Raw genomic sequence first — 21,095 nt, 5'->3', positions numbered from 1 at the left:
ATCAGATTCCTTGTTCGCTGAGCCACAGGTTCAGCGCCGCCAATTGCCACAGCTTGGAGCCGCGCAACGGGGTCAATTGGCCTTGGGGGTCCGTCAGCAGGCGGTCGAGCATGGCCGGGTTGAACAGGCCGCGATCCTGGCTTGGGTCCAGCAGCAACTCGCGCACCCAGTTGAGGGTGTCGCCTTGCAAATGCTTGAGGCCAGGCACGGGGAAGTAACCTTTCTTGCGGTCAATGACTTCACTCGGGATCACGCGGCGCGCAGCCTCTTTCAACACCTGTTTGCCACCGTCGGGCAACTTGAACTGGCCCGGCACGCGTGCCGACAGTTCCACCAGGCGGTAGTCCAGGAACGGCGTACGGGCTTCCAGGCCCCAGGCCATGGTCATGTTGTCCACGCGCTTGACCGGGTCGTCCACCAGCATCACCGTGCTGTCCAGGCGCAGGGCCTTGTCCACGGCGGCGTCGGCACCGGGCATCGCAAAATGTTCGCGCACGAAGTCACCGGCGGCGTCATTGGCGGTCAGCCATTTGGGCGCGACGGTGGCGGCGTAGTCGTCGTAGCTGCGGTCGAAAAACGCCTCGCGGTACGCCGCATATGGGTCGCTGGCGCCGTCGACTTGCGGGTACCAGTGGTAACCAGCGAACAACTCGTCGGCACCCTGGCCGCTTTGCACCACTTTGCAATGCTTGGCCACTTCCCGCGACAGCAGGTAGAAGGCAATGCAGTCGTGGCTGACCATCGGCTCGCTCATGGCGCGGAACGCGGCCGGCAGTTGCTCGATGATTTCACGCTCGGCGATGCGCAATTGGTGGTGTTGGGTGCCGTAGTGCTTGGCGATCAGGTCGGAGTATTGAAACTCGTTGCCAGCCTCGCCGCCGGCGTCTTCAAAACCGATGGAGAACGTGGACAGATCCTGCACACCGACTTCCCGCAGCAGGCCGACGAGCATGCTCGAATCAACGCCGCCGGAGAGCAGCACACCGACATCCACTGCCGCCCGTTGGCGAATCGCCACGGCTTCGCGGGTACTGTCGAGCACGCGGTCGGTCCAGTCTTGCAGCGTCAGGTTTTTTTCATCCTCGCGCGGGCCGTAGGGCAGGGTCCACCAGGTTTTCTGTTCGGTCTTGCCGTCGGCATCAATGCGCATCCAGCTGGCTGGCGGCAGTTTTTCGATACCCGCCAGCAACGTGCGCGGCGCAGGCACCACGGCATGGAAGTTCAGGTAGTGATTGAGCGCCACCGGATCAAGGATCGGGTTGATATCGCCACCCTTGAGCAGCGCTGGCAAGGCCGAGGCAAAACGCAGGCGTTGGCCGGTGCGCGACAGGTACAGCGGCTTGACGCCCAGGCGGTCCCGCGCGATGAACAGGCGCTTGGCATCACGCTCCCAGATGGCAAAGGCAAACATGCCATTGAGCTTGGGCAGCAGCGCTTCGCCCCAGGCGTGATAGCCCTTGAGCAGCACTTCGGTGTCGCCGCCCGAATAGAAGGCGTAGCCCAGGGCTTCGAGCTCCCGGCGCAGTTCGGGGAAGTTGTAGATGGCGCCGTTGAACGCCAGAGACAGCCCGAGTTGGGCGTCGACCATCGGTTGGGCTGAGCCGTCCGACAGGTCCATGATTTTCAGGCGCCGATGGCCCAGGGCAATCGGACCTTGGGCGTGGAAGCCCCAGGCGTCCGGGCCACGAGGGGCCAAATGATGGGTGATGCGCTCAATCGCAGCCAGGTCGGCAGGTTGGGCATCGAAACGTAACTCGCCAGCTAATCCGCACATATTCCATAGGGCCTTGTATTTGCTGGGCCTAGGCGCATCTACCGAGATTCAGGTACCGATTCTGTACCGGTTTTCGATAAATCCAGCGTTTCAAGCTCCGCGAAATCACTCGAAAAGCTGATCCACTTGGCATAGGTTGAAAGCAATACCCGAACGCTGTGTCCACGTTGCGCAGGGCTGACAACCCATAACGCTTAGCCCCAGTTTCGGATCGGATGTATAGCTCTGATCTGTCACCCGAACCGTCCGGCGCGAAAACATAATCAGAGCGCGCCGCCGTAGGTAGTCTGGCTTTTTCGAGTGCCTGCAAAGCTCGATCGTTCAATAAAACTTCCCGCGAGACCTTATTTGATGCGCCTGGGGCTGAGCGAAGCTCGCGCCTGCAAATCAGCCTGCTGCATCTGGTAGGCATCAAAAAGCCCGCACTCAGCGGGCTTGTTAGTTCGCCTCAGGCAGCTAGGCGATGTACCGTCACGGCAATCTTTTCTCCGTGCTCTTGCTCGGCCGCGCCCTGACGTCAGGCGCGCAGCCGATGTCGTGGGCTAGCGTGTAACGGGTGTGGTGTTGGCGCCGCGAATCAGCTCACGCAAGGCGAACCGGTTCGGGTGGCAGGCCTCGGCCACGCTTCTTGGCAGGGGCAAAGGCTCATTGTCTAGCCAGGCGGCCAGCAACTCCCCCGACAGCGGTGCGGTGATCAGCCCTCGAGAGCCATGCCCGCTGTTGACGTACACACCGTCCAGCCAAGGGCAAGGCACGTCGGGAACCTGCCGCGCATCCTTACGCAGTACCTGGTAAGCCTGGGCGAACGCCAGGTGGTCCGCCAGAGGGCCGACGATCGGCAGGTAGTCCGGGCTGGTGCAGCGGAAGGCCGCGCGGCCTTCGAGCTGCTCGGGCGCCTGTTGGTCGGCGTCCAGGCGTTGGGCCAGGTCCGGCGATATTTCCTGCAGCAGCGCCAGGTTGCTGGCGTGCTCGGCTGCCGTCGGCGCGAGGTCATCATTCTTGAAGTCGAAGCTGGCACCGAGCGTGTGTTCGCCCAGGCGGGCCGGCGCCACGTAGCCTTCGGCGCAGACCACCGTCGCCAGGGCCTGGCTGGCCGGTGTCTGCGGCAAGCGCGTGATCTGCCCGCGGATGCGCTTGAGGGGCAACGCGGCGCAGGCGGCAAAGCGCTTGACCTCGGCAGCTGCCGCCAAGACCACCACCTCGGCGCAGGCCAGCAGGTGTTCGCCGTCCCAGGCTTGCCACTGGCCGTCGGCTTTGCGCATATCCAGAGCGTCGTGATGCAACAGCACCTTGATGTGCGGGTGCCGTGCCTGCCATTCACAGAGCGCCGGTGGGTGTACCCAGCCACCTTCGGGAAAATACAGCCCGCCGTGTTCCAGGCCGATCCCGGCCACGGCCTGTGCCTGGTCCTGATCCAGAACGTGCAGCAGTTGCGGCGCGAAGGCCGTGGCCAATTGCGCCTGACGTTCGGCCTCCTTGCTGTTGAAGGCCAACTGCAAGACCCCGCAGCCGTCCCAATCGATGCCGCGATGCAGGTGTTCGAGCAGGCGCCGGGTATGCCCGAAGCCGCTGACGATCAGTTGCGACAGCGCGGTGCCGTGGGCTGACAGCTTGAGGTACAGCACGCCCTGTGGGTTGCCCGACGCTTCCTTGGCCAAGGCACTGCGGCGCTCCAGCAGGCTGACGTGCCAACCGCGTGCCGCGAGGCTGGCGGCACTGGCGCAACCGGCCAGCCCGCCGCCGATCACTAGGGCCCGGCGCTGGCCGGTGAATACCGGCGGGCGGGCGAACCAAGGCCTGAGGGTGGGCGGGGGGGGCGTGTCGGTCGGCCAGCCGAGGAACTCGCCGCGCAGGATTTCCCACTTATGGCCGATGCCAGGGGTGCGCTTCATCTTGAAACCCGCAGCGTTGATCAGGCGTCGCACCCAGCCCGTGCTGGTGAACGTGCTGATGGTCGAGCCGGGTGCTGCGAGGCGCGCCAGTTCAGCGAACAGTTCGGCGGTCCACATCTCGGGGTTTTTCGCCGGGGCGAAACCGTCGAGAAACCACGCGTCGATCTGTGCATCCAACTGTGGCAGTTGCTCCAGGGCGTCGCCGATCAGCAGTGTCAGGGTCACGCGGCCGTTGTCCAGCACCAGCCGCTGGAAGCCTTGATGAATCGCCACATATTGGGCCAGCAACTGATCGGCCAGCGGCTTGAGTTCCGGCCACAGGGCCAGGGCCCGTTGCAGGTCGGCGTGGCTCAGGGGGTATTTTTCCACGCTGACAAAATGCAGGCGTGCACCGGCCACCGCGTGTTGCTCGAACAACTGCCAGGCGCACAGGAAGTTCAAGCCGGTGCCGAAGCCTGTCTCGCCAATCACCAGCCGCCCGCCCACTGGCAGGGCGGCAAAACGCGCCTGCAAGCGGTTCTGTTCGAGGAACACATAGCGGGTTTCTTCCAGGCCCGACTGGTCGGAGAAGTACACATCGTCGAAGACCCGCGAGTGCGGGCGACCTTGTTCATCCCAGTCGAGCTGGGCGTGGGATACGGGGTTCATGGGCGGCTCGGAAAAGACAAGGCGGCCATTCTAGCCGATCAACAGGCAATGAATTGACCCACGGCAAGGGCGGGTGGAATTTCCTCCCGCGTGCTGCTGCCCAATCCGCTAGTCTTGAGCCATCTTGAAACGGAGCTGCCCATGTTCGAATCCGCCGAAATCGGTCACGCCATCGACAAAGACACCTATGACGCCGAAGTGCCGGCCCTGCGCGAAGCCTTGCTGGAAGTGCAATACGAGTTGCAACAGCAGAAGCGCTTCCCGGTGATCATCCTGATAAATGGCATCGAGGGCGCCGGCAAGGGCGAAACGGTCAAGTTGCTGAATGAATGGATGGACCCGCGCCTGATCGAAGTGCGCACCTTCGACCAGCAGACCGACGAAGAACTGGCCCGGCCACCGGCCTGGCGCTACTGGCGGCAATTGCCGGCCAAAGGCCGCATGGGCATCTTTTTCGGCAACTGGTACAGCCAGATGTTGCAAAGCCGGGTACATGGGCGGATCAAGGATGCGCGACTGGACCAGGCCATAGCCGGTGCCGAGCGCCTGGAAAAAATGCTCTGCGATGAAGGCGCGCTGATCTTCAAGTTCTGGTTCCACCTGTCCAAGAAACAGATGAAGGCGCGGCTCAAGGCTTTGGCCGACGACCCGCTGCACAGCTGGCGCATCAGCCCGCTGGACTGGCAGCAGTCCGAGACCTACGACAAGTTTGTGCACTTCGGCGAGCGCATTTTGCGGCGCACCAGTCGCGACTATGCGCCGTGGCATGTGATCGAGGGGGTGGATGCTAATTATCGCAGCCTCACCGTGGGCAAGATCCTCCTGGAAAGCCTGCAAAACGCGCTGAAGCAGGCCAAGGGCAAGGCCAGCGGCATGAACCCGGCGCCTTTGATCCCTTCGGTCGACCAGAAGAACTTGCTGGACAGCCTCGATCTGTCCCTGCGTTTGGACAAGGACGACTATGAAGAACAACTGATCACTGAGCAGGCGCGCTTCTCGGGCCTGATGCGCGACAAACGCATGCGCAAGCACGCGCTGGTCACGGTGTTTGAAGGCAACGATGCGGCGGGCAAGGGCGGTGCGATCCGCCGGGTCGCGGCGGCGCTCGACCCGCGCCAGTACCACATCGTGCCGATTGCCGCGCCGAGTGAAGACGAGCGCGCCCAGCCTTACCTGTGGCGGTTTTGGCAGAAGATCCCGGCGCGGGGCATGTTCACCGTGTTCGACCGCTCCTGGTACGGCCGCGTGTTGGTGGAGCGTATCGAAGGCTTCTGCACCCCGGCGGACTGGATGCGCGCGTATGGCGAGATCAATGACTTTGAAGAACAACTGCGTGATGCGGGTGTGATCGTGGTCAAGTTCTGGCTGGCCATCGACAAGGACACCCAGCTGGAACGCTTCCAGGCGCGTGAAGAGATCCCGTTCAAACGCTTCAAGATCACCGAAGATGATTGGCGTAACCGCGACAAATGGGACGACTACCGCGCGGCCGTGGGCGATATGGTTGACCGCACCAGCACCGAAATCTCGCCCTGGACCCTGGTAGAAGCCAACGACAAGCGCTGGGCGCGGGTCAAGGTGTTGCGCACGATCAACCGGGCGCTCGAAGACGCGTTCGCCCAGTCCGACAAGCACGACAAGAAGAAAAAGAAATAACGTAGTCAGCCGTGAATTTGTAGTGAGCAGGCTAGCCCTGCGCCGGGCTGCGAAGCGGCCCCAACCCCTGCCAATGAGTTCTACCTGAAAAAACGCAGCGCCTGAATTGGGGCCGCTTCGCGCCCCAGCGCAGGACAAGCCTGCTCACCACAGGGATCAGGTTCACCCCAACACCTGCCAATGAGTTCTACCTGAAAAAAACGCGGCGCCTGAATTGGGTCCGCTTCGCGCCCCAGCGCAGGACAAGCCTGCTCACCACAGGGATCAGGTTCACCCCAACACACCGGCAAGCAGGCTTTTTGTAGTGAGCAGGCTTGCCCTGCGCCGGGCTGCGAAGCGGCCCCAACCCCTGCCAATGAGTTCTACCTGAAAAAACGCAGCGCCTGAATTGGGCCCGCTTCGCGCCCCAGCGCAAGGCAAGCCTGCTCACCACAGGGATCAGGTTCACCCCAACACCCCGGCACGCAGGCTTTTTGTAGTGAGCAGGCTTGCCCTGCGCCGGGCTGCGAAGCGGCCCTAAAACCTGCCAATGAGTTCTACCTGAAAAAACGCGGCGCCTGAATTGGGGCCGCTTCGCGCCCCAGCGCAGGGCAAGCCTGCTCACCACAGGGATCAGGTTCACCCCAACACACCGGCACGCAGGCTTTTTGTAGTGAGCAGGCTTGCCCTGCGCCGGGCTGCGAAGCGGCCCTAAAACCTGCCAATGAGTTCTACCTGAAAAAAACGCGGCGCCTGAATTGGGGCCGCTTCGCGCCCCAGCGCAGGGCAAGCCTGCTCACCACAGGGATCAGGTTCACCCCAACACACCGGCAAGCAAGCTTTTTGTAGTGAGCAGGCTTGCCCTGCGCCGGGCTGCGAAGCGGCCCCAACACCTGCCAATGAGTTCTACCTGAAAAAACGCAGCGCCTGAATTGGGGCCGCTTCGCGCCCCAGCGCAGGGCAAGCCTGCTCACCACCTGGATCAGGTTCACCCCAACACCTGCCAATGAGTTCTACCTGAAAAAACGCAGCGCCTGAATTGGGCCCGCTTCGCGCCCCAGCGCAGGACAAGCCTGCTCACCACAGGGATCAGGTTCAGCACAAAGAGCCGGTTCACCACAACACACAGGCTTACCTCAGCTGGCCATGATTTTGTATATGCCGGATGAATGATCATCGCGGCTGCGTGGGCCTGCCTCTATCCTCGATCCATCGCCCCATAACCACAAGATCGAGGTAGCCCATGCGTGAAGTAGTGATCGTCGACAGCGTGCGAACCGGCCTGGCCAAGTCCTTTCGCGGCAAGTTCAACCAGACCCGCCCGGATGACATGGCCGCCCATTGCGTCAACGCGCTGCTAACCCGCAATGGCATCGACCCGGCCACGGTGGAAGATTGCATCGTCGGTGCCGGCTCCAACGAAGGCGCCCAGGGCTACAACATCGGGCGCAACGTGGCAGTGCTGTCGCAGTTGGGCACCGGTACGGCGGGCATGACCCTCAACCGCTTTTGCTCGTCGGGCTTGCAGGCGATTGCCATCGCTGCGAACCAGATCGCGTCGGGTTGCAGCGACATCATCGTCGCGGGTGGGGTCGAGTCCATTAGCCTGACCATGAAAAGCGTCAACACCGATAACCTGATCAACCCGTTGTTGAAAGAGCAGGTGCCAGGCATTTATTTCCCCATGGGCCAGACCGCCGAAATCGTCGCGCGCCGCTACCACGTCAGCCGCGAAGAACAGGATTTGTATGCCCTGCAAAGCCAGCAACGCACCGCCCAAGCCCAGGCGGACGGCTTGTTCAACGATGAAATCGTACCCATGGCGGTCAAGTACAAGGTCGAGGACAAAAACACCGGCGCGGTGCAGGTCCTTGACGGCGTGGTCGACCGCGACGACTGCAACCGCCCCGACACTACCCTGGCCAGCTTGCAAGGCTTGAAACCGGTGTTTGCAGAGGACGGTTCGGTGACGGCGGGTAACTCCTCGCAGTTGTCCGACGGCGCCTCGATGACCCTGGTGATGAGCCTGGACAAAGCCCTCGAACTGGGGCTCAAGCCCAAGGCGTTTTTCCGCGGCTTTACCGTGGCAGGCTGCGAACCGGACGAAATGGGCATCGGCCCGGTGTTCTCGGTGCCCAAATTGCTCAAGGCCAAAGGCTTGCAGGTGGCGGATATCGACCTGTGGGAGCTCAACGAAGCGTTTGCCTCGCAGTGCCTGTATGCGCGAAATCGGCTGGAAATCGACAATGACAAATACAACATCAATGGTGGCTCGATCTCCATCGGCCACCCATTCGGCATGACCGGCTCACGGCAAGTGGGGCATCTGGTGCGTGAGTTGCAACGGCGCAACCTGCGCTACGGCATCGTTACCATGTGCGTGGGCGGCGGCATGGGCGCTACCGGGTTGTTTGAGGCCGTGCGCTAGCCGATCGAGGGTTCGTCGTGCGGGTCACTTGTGCCCGATCAATGCAGAGGGGGAGCGTGCTCCCTCTCCGCGCTTCTGCTGTTGAGTAATAACAAAGAGCCACTTTGTTGAATAATCAATTAGCGTGCTCCAGTAATATCTGGTTTTTTTAGTGTATGTAATCCCTGTCTTACAGGGATATTTTTTTTCTGAATTTTTCTTGTTAGTTTGTATGTAGGCTATTTCTGTCGGCCGTTTTTAATATTTATTACTCGTTTTCATCCTTTCCTACGTGTCATGTTCTGCTTGGATGACGTTATTGAGGGAAATGGACGGCTTACTTATTCAAGTGTGAAGTGGAAACTTGCCCGGCGTTGAGCGAGGCCATGAATTGCAATACAAAAAATTGTAAATGCAGTTCATGAACAAACGACTTGATTGCGCGGGTAATACCGCTTGTTTAATCAGCCCTGCGCTTATTGGTTGCCGGGCTTCTTAATGGCATTTGTTAAGTGGGAACTTGTGAATGAAAACCAAAATTAAAACTGCGTTGTTGGCTGTCGGCCTGTTGGCCGGTTCGGTGTCCGTTGCCCAGGCTGCGGATGGGACGGTCACGTTTTTGGGGTCAGTCCACTCGGGTGCTTGCTCCATCAAGCCGGACTCTGTCGATCAGACCGTACGCCTGGGGGCAATTGCAAAGCATCAGCTGCAAGCGGGTGGCAAGTCTGAGGCCCGGCGTGTGTTGATCGAACTCGAAGGCTGCGATCTGTCCGACCTCACCGATAACACGGTCACCACGACGTTCACCGGTGCCCCCTCCAGCGTTGTTCCTGGCGCGATCGGTACGGTCGGTGGCGCAGGCGGCGTAGGCATCATGATGACCCACGGCGGCGGCCTGGTTGAGCTGGGTGTCCCTACCGCCCCGCAGATCATCGCCAGCGGTGATAACACGCTGGAATTCGGTGCCTATGTGCAAGGTGCCGCGACGGACCCAATCATTCCAGGCGATTTCAGCGCCGTCACCAATTTCACCTTGGCTTATCAGTAAGTTTCCCCCCCCGTCACCCAGTGTGGCGGGGGGAACGCTGACGGGAGATCCAGGTGAAAACATTCATTCGTTTCGCTCTCGCTTCCTCATTAACGACCTTTATCAACCCTTGCGTTTTCGCCCAGGCGTCTTCGCAGGGCGAAGGGGTCGTCCTGTTGGGGGGAGAAGTCATTGACTCGGCCTGCGGGCTGGAGCTGGGCAGTGTCGATCAAACCATCGAGATGCCGCCGGAGCCGGTTGGCCGGCTGTTACGCAACGCGCGGGGGGAAGACCATCCCTTCCAACTGCGTCTGGTCAATTGCTCATTGACGCGTCCGGACCCGTTGCGCCCAGGGGGAACCTTGCCTGATTGGGAGCATATGCGAGTGACGTTTGACGGCCCTACTGACAGGTCCGGGCTCTCCTTTGCTGTCTTTGGCGCCTCGCAGGGCGTTGCCCTGCACATTGTGGACGCTGCCGGCGAGGAGAGTATTCCAGGGCAGCGCATGGCGCCGACGCAGTTGGCGGAGGGCGATATGACACTCAACTACAGATTCTATCTGGTCGGTAATGGACTGCCGCTGGTGGTAGGGGCCCACAGCGCCGCAGTGCGGTTCAAGTTGGAATACTTTTGACTAGTGATGGACAGGTTTTCATGTTGATTACAGCGAAGATCAAAAATACGCTGCGCCCTGGTCTGTTTGGCGGGTTGATGTCACTGGCGGGAACGGCACTGGGGGCCGCAGACATCGAGTTCAATACCGACGTTCTTGATCTTATTGATCGCACCAATATTGACTTGTCTCAATTTGCGCGCAGCGGTTTTATTTTACCCGGCACTTATTCGATGCTGGTGCACATCAATGGCCAGCCTGTTGCAGAACAGTCGGTGGTGTTCTATCCCCCCGATAACGATCCCAAAGGCAGTCAAGCCTGTTTATCGCACACGCTGGTGGAAAAATTGGGCTTGAAAGAGTCCGAAGCCAGCACACTTACCTGGTGGAAGGGCGGCGAGTGCCTGGATATTCAAAGTATGCCCGGCATGGAGGTCAGTGGTGATCTGGCCAGTTCCGCGCTGAGCATCAACCTGCCGCAGGCTTATCTTGAGTACAACGCCATAAACTGGGATCCGCCGTCCCGATGGGATGAGGGTGTGCCGGGGTTGTTGATTGACTACAGCCTGACAGCGCAGTCCAACTATCAGAGGGCTGATGGCAACCGCAATAATCTCAGTGGCAACGGCACCGTCGGAGCCAACGCTGGCGCCTGGCGCTTGCGGGCCGATTGGCAGGGGCGTGTCGAGAGCGGTCGGCAAGAGGCGGCCGGGCCTCAAAAACTGGAGTGGAGCCGCTACTACGCGTATCGCGCCATCCCTGCGCTGAAGGCGCGCCTGCTGGTGGGTGAGAACTACCTGTATTCGGACCTGTTTGACAGCTTTCGCTTTACCGGTGCCGCGCTGAACTCGGATGAAAGCCAGTTGCCACCCAACTTGCGGGGTTACGCACCGGAAGTGGTCGGTTTGGCTAAAACCAATGCAAAAGTCATCATCAGCCAACAAGGGCGTGTGCTCTACGAAACCTTGGTCGCGGCTGGCCCTTTTCGCATTCAAGACTTGCAGGATGCGGTGACGGGCAAACTGGACGTACGGGTCGAGGAGCAGGACGGTTCGGTACATAGCTTCCAGATCGATACGGCAGGTGTGCCCTACCTGACGCGCCCCGGGCAAGTGCGTTACAAGTTGGCGGCCGGGCGACCGTCCAATCTTCAGTACGGCTCTGATGGCGATCTTTTTGGTTCGGGAGAGTTTTCCTGGGGGGTCAGCAATGGCTGGTCGTTGTTTGGCGGCGCCATGACCGACAACAACTATCGGGCCTTGTCCGTTGGGGCCGGTCGCGACTTGCTGGCGTTCGGTGCCCTCTCGCTGGATGTGACGCAGTCCCATGCCGACGTGTGGAACGAGACACTCTCGGGTAAATCCTATCGCCTTCAATACTCCAAGAACTTTGAGAAGTACGACAGCCAAGTGACCTTCGCCGGGTACCGGTTTTCCGAGAAAAATTTCTTGAGCATGAGTGAATACCTCGATGCTCGGCATTACGGGTTGAACGGCGAACTCGGCGGGCGCGGGGACTATCGCGATCCCGATGAGGGATGGAAGCCCATTGGCGGCAGCAAGGCGCTTTATACCGTGACGGTCAACAAGCAGCTTCGTGATCTGAACGCCACCGTCTACGCCAGCTACCACAAGCAGACCTATTGGGATCGGCCGGACACTCAGCGTTGGAACCTGTCGCTGTCGCGCTACTTCAATGTGGGCTCGGTTAAAAATATGAGCCTTTCCTTGAATATGTTTCGTACGCAGGAATACGACTATCGAGACAACGGGATGGCCCTCACGGTCAGCCTGCCATTGGGGCGCACCGGCACGCTGTCGATGGATGCCAATCGGGCCGCCGGCAAAAACAACGTAGCCGCGCGCTACAGCGATCGCATCGATGAGCGCAACAGTTACCAGCTTGGTGTAAGCGACACGTCTGCCAGTGGTTACCTGAGCCATATGGGCAACCAGGCCGACATCGACCTGAGCGCCAGTACGCAAGAGGGCGGCTTCAGAACCCTCGGTGTGTCTGCGCGGGGTGGTGGCACGCTCACGCCCTACGGCGCTGCGTTGCACCGTACCACGAGTACCGGTGGCACTCGCCTGATGATCGATACCGGTGGCGTGCCCGATGTCCCCGTGCGCGGTTACGGCGCACCGACCCACAGTAACGTTTTCGGCAAGGCAGTCATCTCCGATATCAGCAGCTATCAGCGTACGGCGGCCAGCGTGGATCTGGAGCGCCTGCCGAGCAATGTCGAGGCGACTCAATCCGTCACGCAGCTGACGCTCACCGAAGGGGCGATTGGTTATCGCACGCTGGATGTAATTGCCGGGGAAAAGGCAATGGCCGTTCTGCGCCTGCCGGATGGCAGCTCGCCGCCCTTCGGCGCGACGGTGAAAAACCTGAAGCAACAGGACACCGGGATTGTGAATGACGGCGGCAATGTCTACCTGAGCGGTATTCGGGCCGGCGAGCAAATGATCGTCAGTTGGGGCGGTGATGAGCGATGCATCCTCACGCTCCCCGTCATGTTGCCTGCTGATGGCTTGACCGATGCCTTGCAACTGCGCTGCCAGAGCGTCGCTGCTGCCCCATCCTCGCCCGAGCCGGCCGTGCTGACCGGCCAGCCCAATGATACGGAGAACACAGCCTCATGATGCTTAACACACACCTCACCCCCAGCGCCTTGGTGCTGCTGGCCCTGGGCTTGAGCCAGAGCGCCAACGCCGCGATTGGCCTGGATCGTACCCGCGTGATTTTCGACGGTGGCAAAGACGCTACCAGCGTGAACATCACCAACAACAACACGCAGTTGCCATATTTGGCCCAGGGCTGGATTGAGGATGAAGCGGGTGAAAAAATCACCTCGCCTTTGATCGTGCTCCCGCCGGTTCAACGATTGGAGCCTGGGAAACAAAGCCAGGTGAAAGTCCAGGCGTTGCCGGCGGCCAAGTCGTTACCGCAGGACCGAGAGACGGTCTACTACTTCAACCTGAGGGAGATCCCGCCCCGCAGCGATAAATCCAACACGCTGCAAATTGCGTTGCAGACCCGCGTCAAGTTGTTCTACCGACCACAAGCGATCGCGCCGAGCCAGCAGGACTTTTCCAACCCTTGGCAGGAGCGACTGACCCTCACCCGGGAAGGCGATCAATACCGGGTCAATAACCCTACGCCGTACTACGTGACCCTGGTCGATGCGCGCAGCAGCAAGGATGGCAAAACCGTGCCGGGCTTCGCGCCCCTGATGGTACCGCCCAAAGGTGCGCTGACGCTGGGGCCAACGGCCAGTGCATTGGGCACTTCTCCCTATCTGACCTACGTGAATGATTACGGCGGTCGTCCTCTGCTGGCCTTCACCTGCAATGGCACTACATGCAACGTGAACGTGCAGGCCTCATCGTCTGATAAGTAATGCCTGCTGCGGGAGAACGTTATGACGTCGCAACGTATGAAAGTCCTGGGCTGCCTGCTCTGGGTTCTGGCGGCAGGGGCACACGCCGAGGATGAAGAGGATGTCGAAGGCGCGAGTGGGCTGCTCAATGTACTCGGGGCCATGCATGAGTCGCCTTGCAGCCTGGAGATGGCATCGCTGCATCAGACGGTCGACCTCGACGCGGTGTCTTCCAGCCAGTTGCAACGGCCGGGTGACCAGGCGACCGCCAAGGCATTCCAACTGCGCTTTACCGACTGCCAGCGTACCGCAGGCCGGGTGCGCAGTGACCGGACGGGGAACCTGACCTGGAGTGCCTACCAACCCGTGCTGTCAGTGGCCTTCAGCGCGCCTGCCGATGCCGAGGATCCGCGGTTGGTCAAAGTGCAAGGTGTTACTGGGATGGGCCTGCACCTGACCGATGCCCTGGGCCGTGATGTGCAACTGGGTTCAAGGGGCGAACCGCTGTTTTTGCCCGTTGGCCGCAACACCCAGACCTGGAATGTTCGGCCCACGCGCACCTCCGCACCGTTAACCAGTGGCGTATTCAGGGCCGTGGTGGAATTCAGGCTCAATTATGAGTAAGGGCAAAGCGATGGCTAAATCAATCGGCTCGCGGGCCATTTTCATCGGCAGTTGCGTGCTGTGCGCCGTCAGCCAAGGTGTGCAGGCCGAGACCAGCTTGACCGTGCGCGCGGTCATCATCGCGCCGCCGCCGTGTGTCATCAACGGTGGCAGTACGTTGGATGTGCCGTTTGGCAATGACCTGCTGACGTCACGGGTTGACGGGGTCAACTATCGCCGGAATGTACCTTACACCGTCACCTGCGATGCCCCGTTCAGCAACGCGATGACGCTGGAACTCAAGGGGCCGGGCGCTTCGTTCGACAGCCGTGTGCTCTTGACCCGCAAGCAAGACCTTGGGGTAAAGCTGTTTGTGAACGGTGCCGACTGGCCGCTCAATACCGTCGTGAATTTTACGCACCCCAACTTTCCGGTGGTGCAGGCGGTGCCTGTCAAACGCGCGGGGAGCACCCTGACAGGTGGGGCGTTCGATGCCGCCGCGACCCTTGTGGTCGAATACCAATGATGAGGAACGATCAATGAACGATTGGCAGCAGCGAGCGTTGCTCGCCGTGTGTTCCCTTGGGCTTTGCAGTGGTGCGTCAGCCAATTTGACCTTTAGTGGAACACTCAATGAGCCGCCTCCCTGCACGATTGATGCGGGGAACACGATTGAAGTCGATTTCGGCGATGTCGGGGTAAAGCGCGTCGATGGCGTGAAATACCGTAGGGGCGTGGGTTACACCATCAGTTGTGGGACCGACACACTGCCCTGGGTGCTGAAGCTGAGCGTCAACGGCACCGCCACAACGTTTGATGGCGCTGCGCTGCAAACCAGTGTGCCGGAGCTAGGCGTTCGGATTTTTCAGAACAACGTGCCGTTTGCGCTCAATACGCCACTGGACATCACCCTGTCATCACCCCCGACATTGGAGGTGGTCCCCGTGAAACGGCCAGGTGCAATCCTGGCGCCCGCCAGGTTTTCGGCGGTGGCCACGCTGTTGGCCGAATACCAGTAGGAGTTGAATCCATGCGACATGACAGTGTTCATAAGTGTTGGTCCTGTGTCGGGCTGGTGTTTCTGCTCACCTTCGGCCTGATGCCCACAGGGCATGCTGCGGACAACCTGAGTTTCAAGGGCAACCTGGTTGAGCAGGCTTGCACGATCCGGCCCGGCGATGAGGCCATCACGCTGGAACTCTGGGACCTGACCAGCAAGCACCTCTACCTCAACACCCGTTCACGGGGCAAAGGGTTCAGGTTGCACCTGGACGACTGCAATACCACGGTCGGCAATACGGTCACCATCCTGTTCGGCGGCAGGGAAAACACTGCGCTTCCCGGCTTGCTCGCGCTGGACGGTGGCAGTGGTGCCTCGGGTATTGGAGTGGGTATCGAGACGCTGAGTGACAAGCCGTTGCCCTTGAATGCCGTCAGCGACGAACAGGTGCTGAGCAATGGCAACAACGTGATTGAGCTCAAGGCCTATGTGCAGGGTGAGCCGAATGCCATCCGCGATCAAACCATAGGGCATGGCGCGTACACGGTGACCTCGACGTTTACGTTGGATTACCCGTAGCGGTCAGCCGTCACTCATCGGCTGGAAGCAGCCTCAGACAAACCTCAAATCTCTGCCGGGCAGCGCTGAAACGCGGGCCGAGTGTTCGTATGGCTGTGCCTGGGCGGAAGGGTAGCGAGAGATCAAAATGAAACGACTGTATGGAGCTATTGTGCTGCTCGTCCTGACGGGTACTACCACGACGGCCTGGGCCGTTGATTGTCGCGTCAATGGCGGTGAATGGGCGCGTGTGACTCACCTGACCGTACCCGTGAGTGTGCGACTCGACGGTGACCGCACGAGGATTCTGATGGAAGGCGCACGGCTCGAATGCCGATTCACCGCAGGCGCGGGTCCCGCTTGGGGGGCAGACTTCTGGGAAACCGGCAACAACTCAGGTGCACCCTGGACGCCGGGTCCCAAATTCGCCAGTGAACGGGCCGGTTTGCGAATCAACGGGGCGTTCCAAAACGTTCCGGTTCCGGCGGGTATTCGAGTCGCCACGATGCCCAACAACGGGATCGGTTACCCGATCAACATCACCCCCTACATTTTGGTCCGCAATAACCCGTCTAATCCGATCAACGTTCGAATAGGCGACAGCCTCGGCCTTTTACGCCTCACCAGTTCGAACAACTATGACGCCACGCGGCCACAACTCACCGTCACCTACACCGCCGCCAATAATTTCGAATTGTCCCCATCGACCTGCACCATCAACAACAATAACCCGATCAACATCGACTTCGGCAACGTACACCAGCGGGCAATGGGCAGCGATCCGCTCACCTCGACTATCCGCACCAACCTCAGGCTGGCCTACACATGCCCGGACCCCGGTATCACCACGCCTATCACGATCACCTACAGGGGGACTTCAACGGGTTTTGACTCGCGTCTGCTGAGGATGACCAACCCCGACGTGGGCACTGCTCTTATCCGTGCAGGCTCTGCGGTTCAAGTGAACGGTTCGTTCCTGACCCGTATCACCAACAGTGTGGGCGGGGACGATGTCACATTTTCCCTGGTCCGCCGAAACGGCTCCTTACCGACCCCTGGGGCGATCAGCGGCAGCGGAGTGCTGGTGATGGGGGTGCCGTAATGGGAGTACCCAAAGCGCACTGCATACCCCTAGAATGAGGGCTCCTCTACCTCCGGCTTTTTGGGGCACTCATGCACATCTCTTCCGGCCGCTGGGTCTACGGTTTTCTCCTGACCCTGCTGACCGCGTTCCTCTGGGGTATTCTGCCGATCAAACTCAAGCAAGTGCTGCAGGTGATGGACCCGATCACCGTCACCTGGTTTCGCCTCACCGTGGCCGGCGGTTGCCTGTTCGTCTACCTTGCCGCCACCCAGCGCCTGCCCAGCCGCAAGGTGCTCGGTCCCAGGGGCGGTTGGCTGGTGGCGATGGCCGTGTGCGGCCTGGTGGGCAACTACGTGTTGTATCTGGTTGGCCTGAAACTCCTCAGCCCCGGCACCGCGCAGTTGGTGGTGCAGATGGGCCCGATCTTTTTGATGATCGCCAGTGTGTTTGTGTTCAAGGAGCGTTTCAGCCGTGGGCAGGTATTGGGGTTGTTCGTCCTGATCGCGGGCTTCGGGCTGTTCTTCAACCAGCGCCTGGAAGAACTGCTGACCTCCCTTGGCACCTACACCGCCGGCGTGCTGACGATCCTGCTCGCCACGTCGATCTGGGTGTTCTATGCCTTGGGCCAGAAGCAACTGCTGACGGTGTGGAATTCGCTGCAAGTCATGATGGTGATCTACCTGACCTGCGCCTTGTTGCTCACGCCTTGGGCCCATCCGCTGGAGGCGCTGCAACTGAGCCCGTTGCAAGGCTGGCTGCTGCTGGCGTGCTGTATGAACACCCTGGTGGCCTACGGCGCGTTTGCCGAAGCCCTGGCCCATTGGGAAGCCTCGCGGGTGAGTGCGACGCTGGCGCTCACGCCGTTGGTGACCTTTGTGGCGGTGGCGTTGGCGGCGTGGCTGTGGCCGGACTACGTGCAGGCCGAAGAGATCAACGCCTTGGGCTATGCCGGGGCGCTGGTGGTGGTGCTGGGGTCGGCGACCGTCGCCCTGGCGCCGTCGTTGCTCGCCGGGCTCAAGGCCCGGCGGCTGCGCCTGGCGTCTTGAAGTCAGCTGCCGAGCATGTTTTCCGGGCGTACCCACTGATCGAACTCCTCGTCAGTGAGGTAGCCCAGCTCCAGCGCCGCTGCCCGTAGTGTCAGCCCTTCGGCATAGGCCTTCTTGGCGATTTCTGCCGATTTGTCATACCCGATATGCGGGTTGAGCGCCGTCACCAGCATCAGGCCACGTTCCAGGTGCTCGGCCATTTGCACAGGGTCGGGCTCAAGGCCGGCGATGCAATGCTCCTGGAAGTTGTTGCAGCCGTCGGCCAGCAGGCGGATCGACTCCAGCAGGTTGTGGATGATCACCGGTTTGTACACGTTCAACTGCAAGTGCCCTTGGCTCGCGGCAATGCCGATGGTTACATCGTTGCCCAACACCTGGCACGCCAGCATCGACAGCGCTTCGCATTGGGTCGGGTTGACCTTGCCCGGCATGATCGAACTGCCCGGCTCGTTGGCCGGCAGCTTCACCTCGGCCAACCCGGCGCGTGGGCCTGATCCCAGCAGGCGCAGGTCGTTGGCGATTTTCATCAGGGCCACGGCCAGGGTTTTCAGCGCGCCGTGCAACGTCACCAGGGGTTCGTGGCCGGAGAGCGCAGCGAATTTGTTCGGCGCGGTGACGAACGGCAGCCCTGACAGTGCCGCCAACTCGGCAGCAATTGCCTCGCCAAAACCATGGGGCGCATTGAGCCCGGTACCGACGGCTGTGCCGCCCTGGGCCAGTTCACATGCCGGGGGCAGGGCACTGCGAATGGCGCGTTCGGCGTAGTCGAGCTGGGCGATAAACGCCGAGAGCTCCTGGCCGAACGTGATCGGGGTGGCATCCATCATATGGGTGCGACCGGTTTTCACCAGCTTCATATGCCGCGCAGCCAGCTCGGCCAAACCACCGGAAAGCGTAGCGATCGCCGGTAACAAGCGTTGATGGACGGCCTGCACTGCCGCGATGCTCATGGCCGTTGGGAAGCAATCATTGGAACTCTGGGAGCGGTTCACATGATCGTTCGGGTGCACTGGGCTTTTGCCGCCCCGTTGATTGCCCGCCAATTCGTTGGCGCGGCCGGCGATTACTTCGTTGGCGTTCATATTGCTTTGGGTGCCGCTGCCGGTCTGCCAGACCACCAGGGGAAACTGATCGTCATGCTGGCCGTCGAGTATTTCATCGGCGGCCTGTTCGATCAGGCGGGCGATATCGGCGGGCAGGTCGCCATTGCGGTCGTTGACCCGCGCAGCGGCCTTCTTGATCAGGGCCAGGGCGTGCAGCACCGCCAGGGGCATGCGTTGCTCGCCGATGGCGAAGTTCACCAGCGAACGTTGGGTCTGGGCGCCCCAGTAAGCGTCATCCGGGACGGCAACTTCTCCCAGGCTGTCGGTTTCGATACGGCTCATCGGGCACACTCCTTCAGGTTCGTTTGCGCAGTTTAGGCCGTGATCGGCCGGGTGGGTTCCCCAAAAAGACTTTTCATCGGGCAATCCTTGCCTGACAAGGCGCGGGGTTGAGCCCTAAGGTTTTTTAGGCGCAGAATGGGCGCCCTTGGGGTCTTACCTCGCCAGCTAGAAAGGAAACTCGATGACTCGTCTTCGTGCCATCTGTACCGCGGTTGCTCTGGTATGCGCCAGCGGCCAGGTTTTTGCCGATACCGCCAGCCACAACGCCAGTGCCGAAGCCTTCCTTACCCTGGCCCATGCCGACAAGCTGGGTACCCCGGTGTACATGCAAGTGCAGCAAATGTTCGCCCAGCGTTTCGAACAGACCAAGGCGCCTGCCGCCAAGCAGTCCGTACTCGACAGCTACCAGGCCAAGGCCAACGCCGCACTGGACCAGGCCATCGGCTGGCCGAAGCTGAAGCCGGACATGGTCAAGCTCTACACCACCAACTTCAGCGAATCCGAGCTCAAGGACCTGGTTGCGTTCTACCAGTCGCCACTGGGCAAGAAAGTCCTGGAAAAAATGCCACAGCTGACCCAGCAATCGGCCCAGATGACCCAGGCCAAGCTGGAAAGCGCAGTGCCGGTGGTCAACAAGCTGTTGGAAGACATGACCAACGAGCTGACCCCAAAAGCCGCGCCGGCCAAGAAGAAGTAAGCAGGAATGACCATGCAACAGCGTATCGAAACGGCGCTCGCCGCCCTGGCCCCGCAACACTTGAGCGTGCTGGATGAAAGCCATATGCACAGCCGTGGCTTGCAGACCCACTTCAAGGCCGTGCTGGTCAGCCAGCAGTTCGAGGGGCTCAACCGCGTCAAGCGCCACCAGAAGGTCTACGCCACCCTGGGTGACCTGATGAGCGAGTTTCATGCGCTGGCGCTGCATACCTACACGCCTGAAGAGTGGGCGACAATCGACGCAGCCCCGGCCTCGCCAACCTGCGCCGGCGGACATTGACGGGGCATCCCTGATAGAATCCGCAACGCGCCGCTTAGCCGGCGCGTTTTTTTTGCATCCGGTTCACCCTTTACGAGGGTAGCCACCTGGAGAGAACACCCATGACTCAACCGATTGTCGTGGCGGCACTGTATAAGTTCGTCACCCTCGAAGATTACGTCGCCCTGCGCGAGCCCTTGCTGCAGGCGATGGTCGACAACGGCATTAAAGGTACCTTGTTGATCGCCGAAGAAGGCATCAACGGCACCGTTTCCGGCAGCCGCGAAGGCATTGATGGGCTGATGGCCTGGCTGAAGAACGACCCTCGGATGGTCGACATCGACCACAAAGAGTCGTACTGCGACGACCAGCCGTTCTACCGCACCAAGGTCAAGCTCAAGAAAGAGATCGTGACCCTGGGCGTCGAAGGCGTCGACCCGAACAAAAAGGTCGGCACCTACGTCGACCCGAAAGACTGGAACGCCCTGATCAGCGACCCGCAAGTGCTGTTGATCGACACCCGTAACGACTACGAAGTGTCCATCGGCACCTTTGAAGGCGCAATCGACCCGAAAACCACCAGTTTTCGCGAATTTCCCGACTACATCAAAGCCAACTTCGACCCGGCCAAGCATAAGAAAGTCGCCATGTTCTGCACCGGCGGCATTCGTTGCGAAAAGGCGTCGAGCTATATGCTCAGCGAAGGTTATGGCGAGGTTTACCACCTCAAGGGCGGCATCCTGAAGTACCTCGAAGAGGTGCCCCAGGCAGAAACCAAATGGCAGGGCGACTGCTTTGTTTTCGACAATCGCGTGACCGTGCGCCACGACTTGAGCGAAGGCGACTACGATCAATGTCATGCCTGCCGCACACCGGTCAGTGTCGAAGACCGCGCATCCGAGCACTACGTGGCCGGCATCAGTTGCCCGCATTGCTGGGATAAGCTGCCGGAGAAAACCCGACGCAGCGCCATCGACCGGCAAAAGCAGATTGAACTGGCCAAGGCCCGTAATATGCCGCACCCGATTGGCTTCAACTACAAGCAAACCCCTTCCGAGGCCTGA

The 21,095-nt window shown here is 60.6% G+C and carries 18 protein-coding genes; 15 read left to right on the top strand and 3 right to left on the bottom strand.

Annotation, left to right across the window (positions count from 1 at the left end; all coding sequences use genetic code 11):
• Position 1 precedes the first annotated feature (1 nt).
• Together PspS35_RS20230 and mnmC are read right to left on the bottom strand one after the other, a co-directional pair.
• Positions 2 to 1,774 carry an N-acetylglutaminylglutamine amidotransferase gene (locus tag PspS35_RS20230; protein ID WP_159936514.1) on the bottom strand — a complete coding sequence of 591 codons (1,773 nt, stop codon included), beginning with the start codon at positions 1,772 to 1,774 and terminating at the stop codon, positions 2 to 4.
• Between the two features lie 542 nt (positions 1,775 to 2,316).
• Positions 2,317 to 4,314: a bifunctional tRNA (5-methylaminomethyl-2-thiouridine)(34)-methyltransferase MnmD/FAD-dependent 5-carboxymethylaminomethyl-2-thiouridine(34) oxidoreductase MnmC gene (gene mnmC / locus PspS35_RS20225; protein WP_159936513.1), complete on the bottom strand. Its 1,998-nt coding sequence runs from the start codon at positions 4,312 to 4,314 to the stop codon at positions 2,317 to 2,319.
• 141 nt (positions 4,315 to 4,455) lie between these two features.
• Between mnmC and pap the strand changes: the two genes are divergently transcribed.
• The 12 genes from pap to PspS35_RS20165 all read left to right on the top strand — a co-directional run bounded on the left by pap (position 4,456) and on the right by PspS35_RS20165 (position 17,670).
• Positions 4,456 to 5,970, top strand: a complete 1,515-nt coding sequence (pap, locus tag PspS35_RS20220) for a polyphosphate:AMP phosphotransferase (RefSeq protein WP_159936512.1) — start codon at positions 4,456 to 4,458, stop codon at positions 5,968 to 5,970.
• A gap of 1,222 nt (positions 5,971 to 7,192) precedes the next feature.
• Complete coding sequence (locus tag PspS35_RS20215; RefSeq protein ID WP_159936511.1) at positions 7,193 to 8,377, top strand: thiolase family protein; 1,185 nt, start codon at positions 7,193 to 7,195, stop codon at positions 8,375 to 8,377.
• A gap of 505 nt (positions 8,378 to 8,882) precedes the next feature.
• On the top strand, positions 8,883 to 9,404 hold the full coding sequence (locus PspS35_RS20210; protein ID WP_159936510.1) for a fimbrial protein: 522 nt from the start codon (positions 8,883 to 8,885) through the stop codon (positions 9,402 to 9,404).
• Between the two features lie 53 nt (positions 9,405 to 9,457).
• The gene (locus tag PspS35_RS20205; protein ID WP_159936509.1) at positions 9,458 to 10,018 is read left to right on the top strand and encodes a fimbrial protein; all 561 of its coding nucleotides are present in this window, start codon (positions 9,458 to 9,460) and stop codon (positions 10,016 to 10,018) included.
• Positions 10,019 to 10,038: 20 nt separating this feature from the next.
• On the top strand, positions 10,039 to 12,642 hold the full coding sequence (locus PspS35_RS20200; protein ID WP_159936508.1) for an outer membrane usher protein: 2,604 nt from the start codon (positions 10,039 to 10,041) through the stop codon (positions 12,640 to 12,642).
• Entirely contained in the window at positions 12,639 to 13,400 is a 762-nt protein-coding gene (locus PspS35_RS20195; protein WP_159936507.1) for a fimbria/pilus periplasmic chaperone, read from the top strand. Before PspS35_RS20200 ends, PspS35_RS20195 begins: the two co-directional genes overlap by 4 nt.
• 21 nt (positions 13,401 to 13,421) lie before the next feature.
• A complete protein-coding gene (locus PspS35_RS20190) occupies positions 13,422 to 14,003 on the top strand; it encodes a fimbrial protein (RefSeq protein WP_159936506.1) in 582 nt (193 codons plus the stop codon).
• A gap of 10 nt (positions 14,004 to 14,013) precedes the next feature.
• Complete coding sequence (locus PspS35_RS20185) at positions 14,014 to 14,508, top strand: fimbrial protein (protein ID WP_159936505.1); 495 nt, start codon at positions 14,014 to 14,016, stop codon at positions 14,506 to 14,508.
• Positions 14,509 to 14,521: 13 nt separating this feature from the next.
• The gene (locus PspS35_RS20180; RefSeq protein WP_159936504.1) at positions 14,522 to 15,001 is read left to right on the top strand and encodes a fimbrial protein; all 480 of its coding nucleotides are present in this window, start codon (positions 14,522 to 14,524) and stop codon (positions 14,999 to 15,001) included.
• 11 nt (positions 15,002 to 15,012) lie between these two features.
• Positions 15,013 to 15,561, top strand: coding sequence for a fimbrial protein (locus PspS35_RS20175; protein WP_159936503.1), 549 nt, complete (start codon positions 15,013 to 15,015; stop codon positions 15,559 to 15,561).
• A 127-nt stretch (positions 15,562 to 15,688) separates the two neighbouring features.
• Entirely contained in the window at positions 15,689 to 16,642 is a 954-nt protein-coding gene (locus PspS35_RS20170) for a fimbrial protein (protein WP_159936502.1), read from the top strand.
• Positions 16,643 to 16,713: 71 nt separating this feature from the next.
• Positions 16,714 to 17,670 carry a DMT family transporter gene (locus tag PspS35_RS20165; RefSeq protein ID WP_159936501.1) on the top strand — a complete coding sequence of 319 codons (957 nt, stop codon included), beginning with the start codon at positions 16,714 to 16,716 and terminating at the stop codon, positions 17,668 to 17,670.
• 2 nt (positions 17,671 to 17,672) lie between these two features.
• Here the strand turns inward: PspS35_RS20165 and PspS35_RS20160 are convergent, their stop codons facing one another.
• Positions 17,673 to 19,055 (bottom strand): class II fumarate hydratase, encoded by a 1,383-nt coding sequence (locus tag PspS35_RS20160; protein ID WP_159936500.1) that lies wholly within the window; start codon positions 19,053 to 19,055, stop codon positions 17,673 to 17,675.
• Positions 19,056 to 19,236: 181 nt separating this feature from the next.
• Here PspS35_RS20160 and PspS35_RS20155 point away from each other — a divergent pair, with 181 nt between their 5' ends.
• The 3 genes from PspS35_RS20155 (at position 19,237) to PspS35_RS20145 (ending at position 21,095) form a co-directional block, all read left to right on the top strand.
• Positions 19,237 to 19,752 carry a DUF2059 domain-containing protein gene (locus PspS35_RS20155; protein WP_032885944.1) on the top strand — a complete coding sequence of 172 codons (516 nt, stop codon included), beginning with the start codon at positions 19,237 to 19,239 and terminating at the stop codon, positions 19,750 to 19,752.
• A 6-nt stretch (positions 19,753 to 19,758) separates the two neighbouring features.
• Positions 19,759 to 20,052, top strand: a complete 294-nt coding sequence (locus PspS35_RS20150) for a BolA family protein (RefSeq protein ID WP_105227470.1) — start codon at positions 19,759 to 19,761, stop codon at positions 20,050 to 20,052.
• A 101-nt stretch (positions 20,053 to 20,153) separates the two neighbouring features.
• A complete protein-coding gene (locus tag PspS35_RS20145) occupies positions 20,154 to 21,095 on the top strand; it encodes a rhodanese-related sulfurtransferase (RefSeq protein ID WP_159936499.1) in 942 nt (313 codons plus the stop codon).

Source organism: Pseudomonas sp. S35 (genome assembly GCF_009866765.1).
In the GTDB taxonomy this organism is placed as follows: domain Bacteria; phylum Pseudomonadota; class Gammaproteobacteria; order Pseudomonadales; family Pseudomonadaceae; genus Aquipseudomonas.
The sequence above is the reverse complement of the archived record's forward strand: the minus strand, read 5'-3'. Positions and strand labels throughout refer to the sequence as shown.

Bases quoted from the DNA above. Each gene is read 5' to 3' on its own strand.
- PspS35_RS20230 (WP_159936514.1), bottom strand. From the start codon at position 1,774: ATGTGCGGATTAGCTGGCGAGTTACGTTTCGATGCCCAACCTGCCGAC.
- mnmC (WP_159936513.1), bottom strand. From the start codon at position 4,314: ATGAACCCCGTATCCCACGCCCAGCTCGACTGGGATGAACAAGGTCGC.
- pap (WP_159936512.1), top strand. From the start codon at position 4,456: ATGTTCGAATCCGCCGAAATCGGTCACGCCATCGACAAAGACACCTAT.
- PspS35_RS20215 (WP_159936511.1), top strand. From the start codon at position 7,193: ATGCGTGAAGTAGTGATCGTCGACAGCGTGCGAACCGGCCTGGCCAAG.
- PspS35_RS20210 (WP_159936510.1), top strand. From the start codon at position 8,883: ATGAAAACCAAAATTAAAACTGCGTTGTTGGCTGTCGGCCTGTTGGCC.
- PspS35_RS20200 (WP_159936508.1), top strand. From the start codon at position 10,039: ATGTTGATTACAGCGAAGATCAAAAATACGCTGCGCCCTGGTCTGTTT.
- PspS35_RS20195 (WP_159936507.1), top strand. From the start codon at position 12,639: ATGATGCTTAACACACACCTCACCCCCAGCGCCTTGGTGCTGCTGGCC.
- PspS35_RS20190 (WP_159936506.1), top strand. From the start codon at position 13,422: ATGACGTCGCAACGTATGAAAGTCCTGGGCTGCCTGCTCTGGGTTCTG.
- PspS35_RS20185 (WP_159936505.1), top strand. From the start codon at position 14,014: ATGGCTAAATCAATCGGCTCGCGGGCCATTTTCATCGGCAGTTGCGTG.
- PspS35_RS20180 (WP_159936504.1), top strand. From the start codon at position 14,522: ATGAACGATTGGCAGCAGCGAGCGTTGCTCGCCGTGTGTTCCCTTGGG.
- PspS35_RS20175 (WP_159936503.1), top strand. From the start codon at position 15,013: ATGCGACATGACAGTGTTCATAAGTGTTGGTCCTGTGTCGGGCTGGTG.
- PspS35_RS20170 (WP_159936502.1), top strand. From the start codon at position 15,689: ATGAAACGACTGTATGGAGCTATTGTGCTGCTCGTCCTGACGGGTACT.
- PspS35_RS20165 (WP_159936501.1), top strand. From the start codon at position 16,714: ATGCACATCTCTTCCGGCCGCTGGGTCTACGGTTTTCTCCTGACCCTG.
- PspS35_RS20160 (WP_159936500.1), bottom strand. From the start codon at position 19,055: ATGAGCCGTATCGAAACCGACAGCCTGGGAGAAGTTGCCGTCCCGGAT.
- PspS35_RS20155 (WP_032885944.1), top strand. From the start codon at position 19,237: ATGACTCGTCTTCGTGCCATCTGTACCGCGGTTGCTCTGGTATGCGCC.
- PspS35_RS20150 (WP_105227470.1), top strand. From the start codon at position 19,759: ATGACCATGCAACAGCGTATCGAAACGGCGCTCGCCGCCCTGGCCCCG.
- PspS35_RS20145 (WP_159936499.1), top strand. From the start codon at position 20,154: ATGACTCAACCGATTGTCGTGGCGGCACTGTATAAGTTCGTCACCCTC.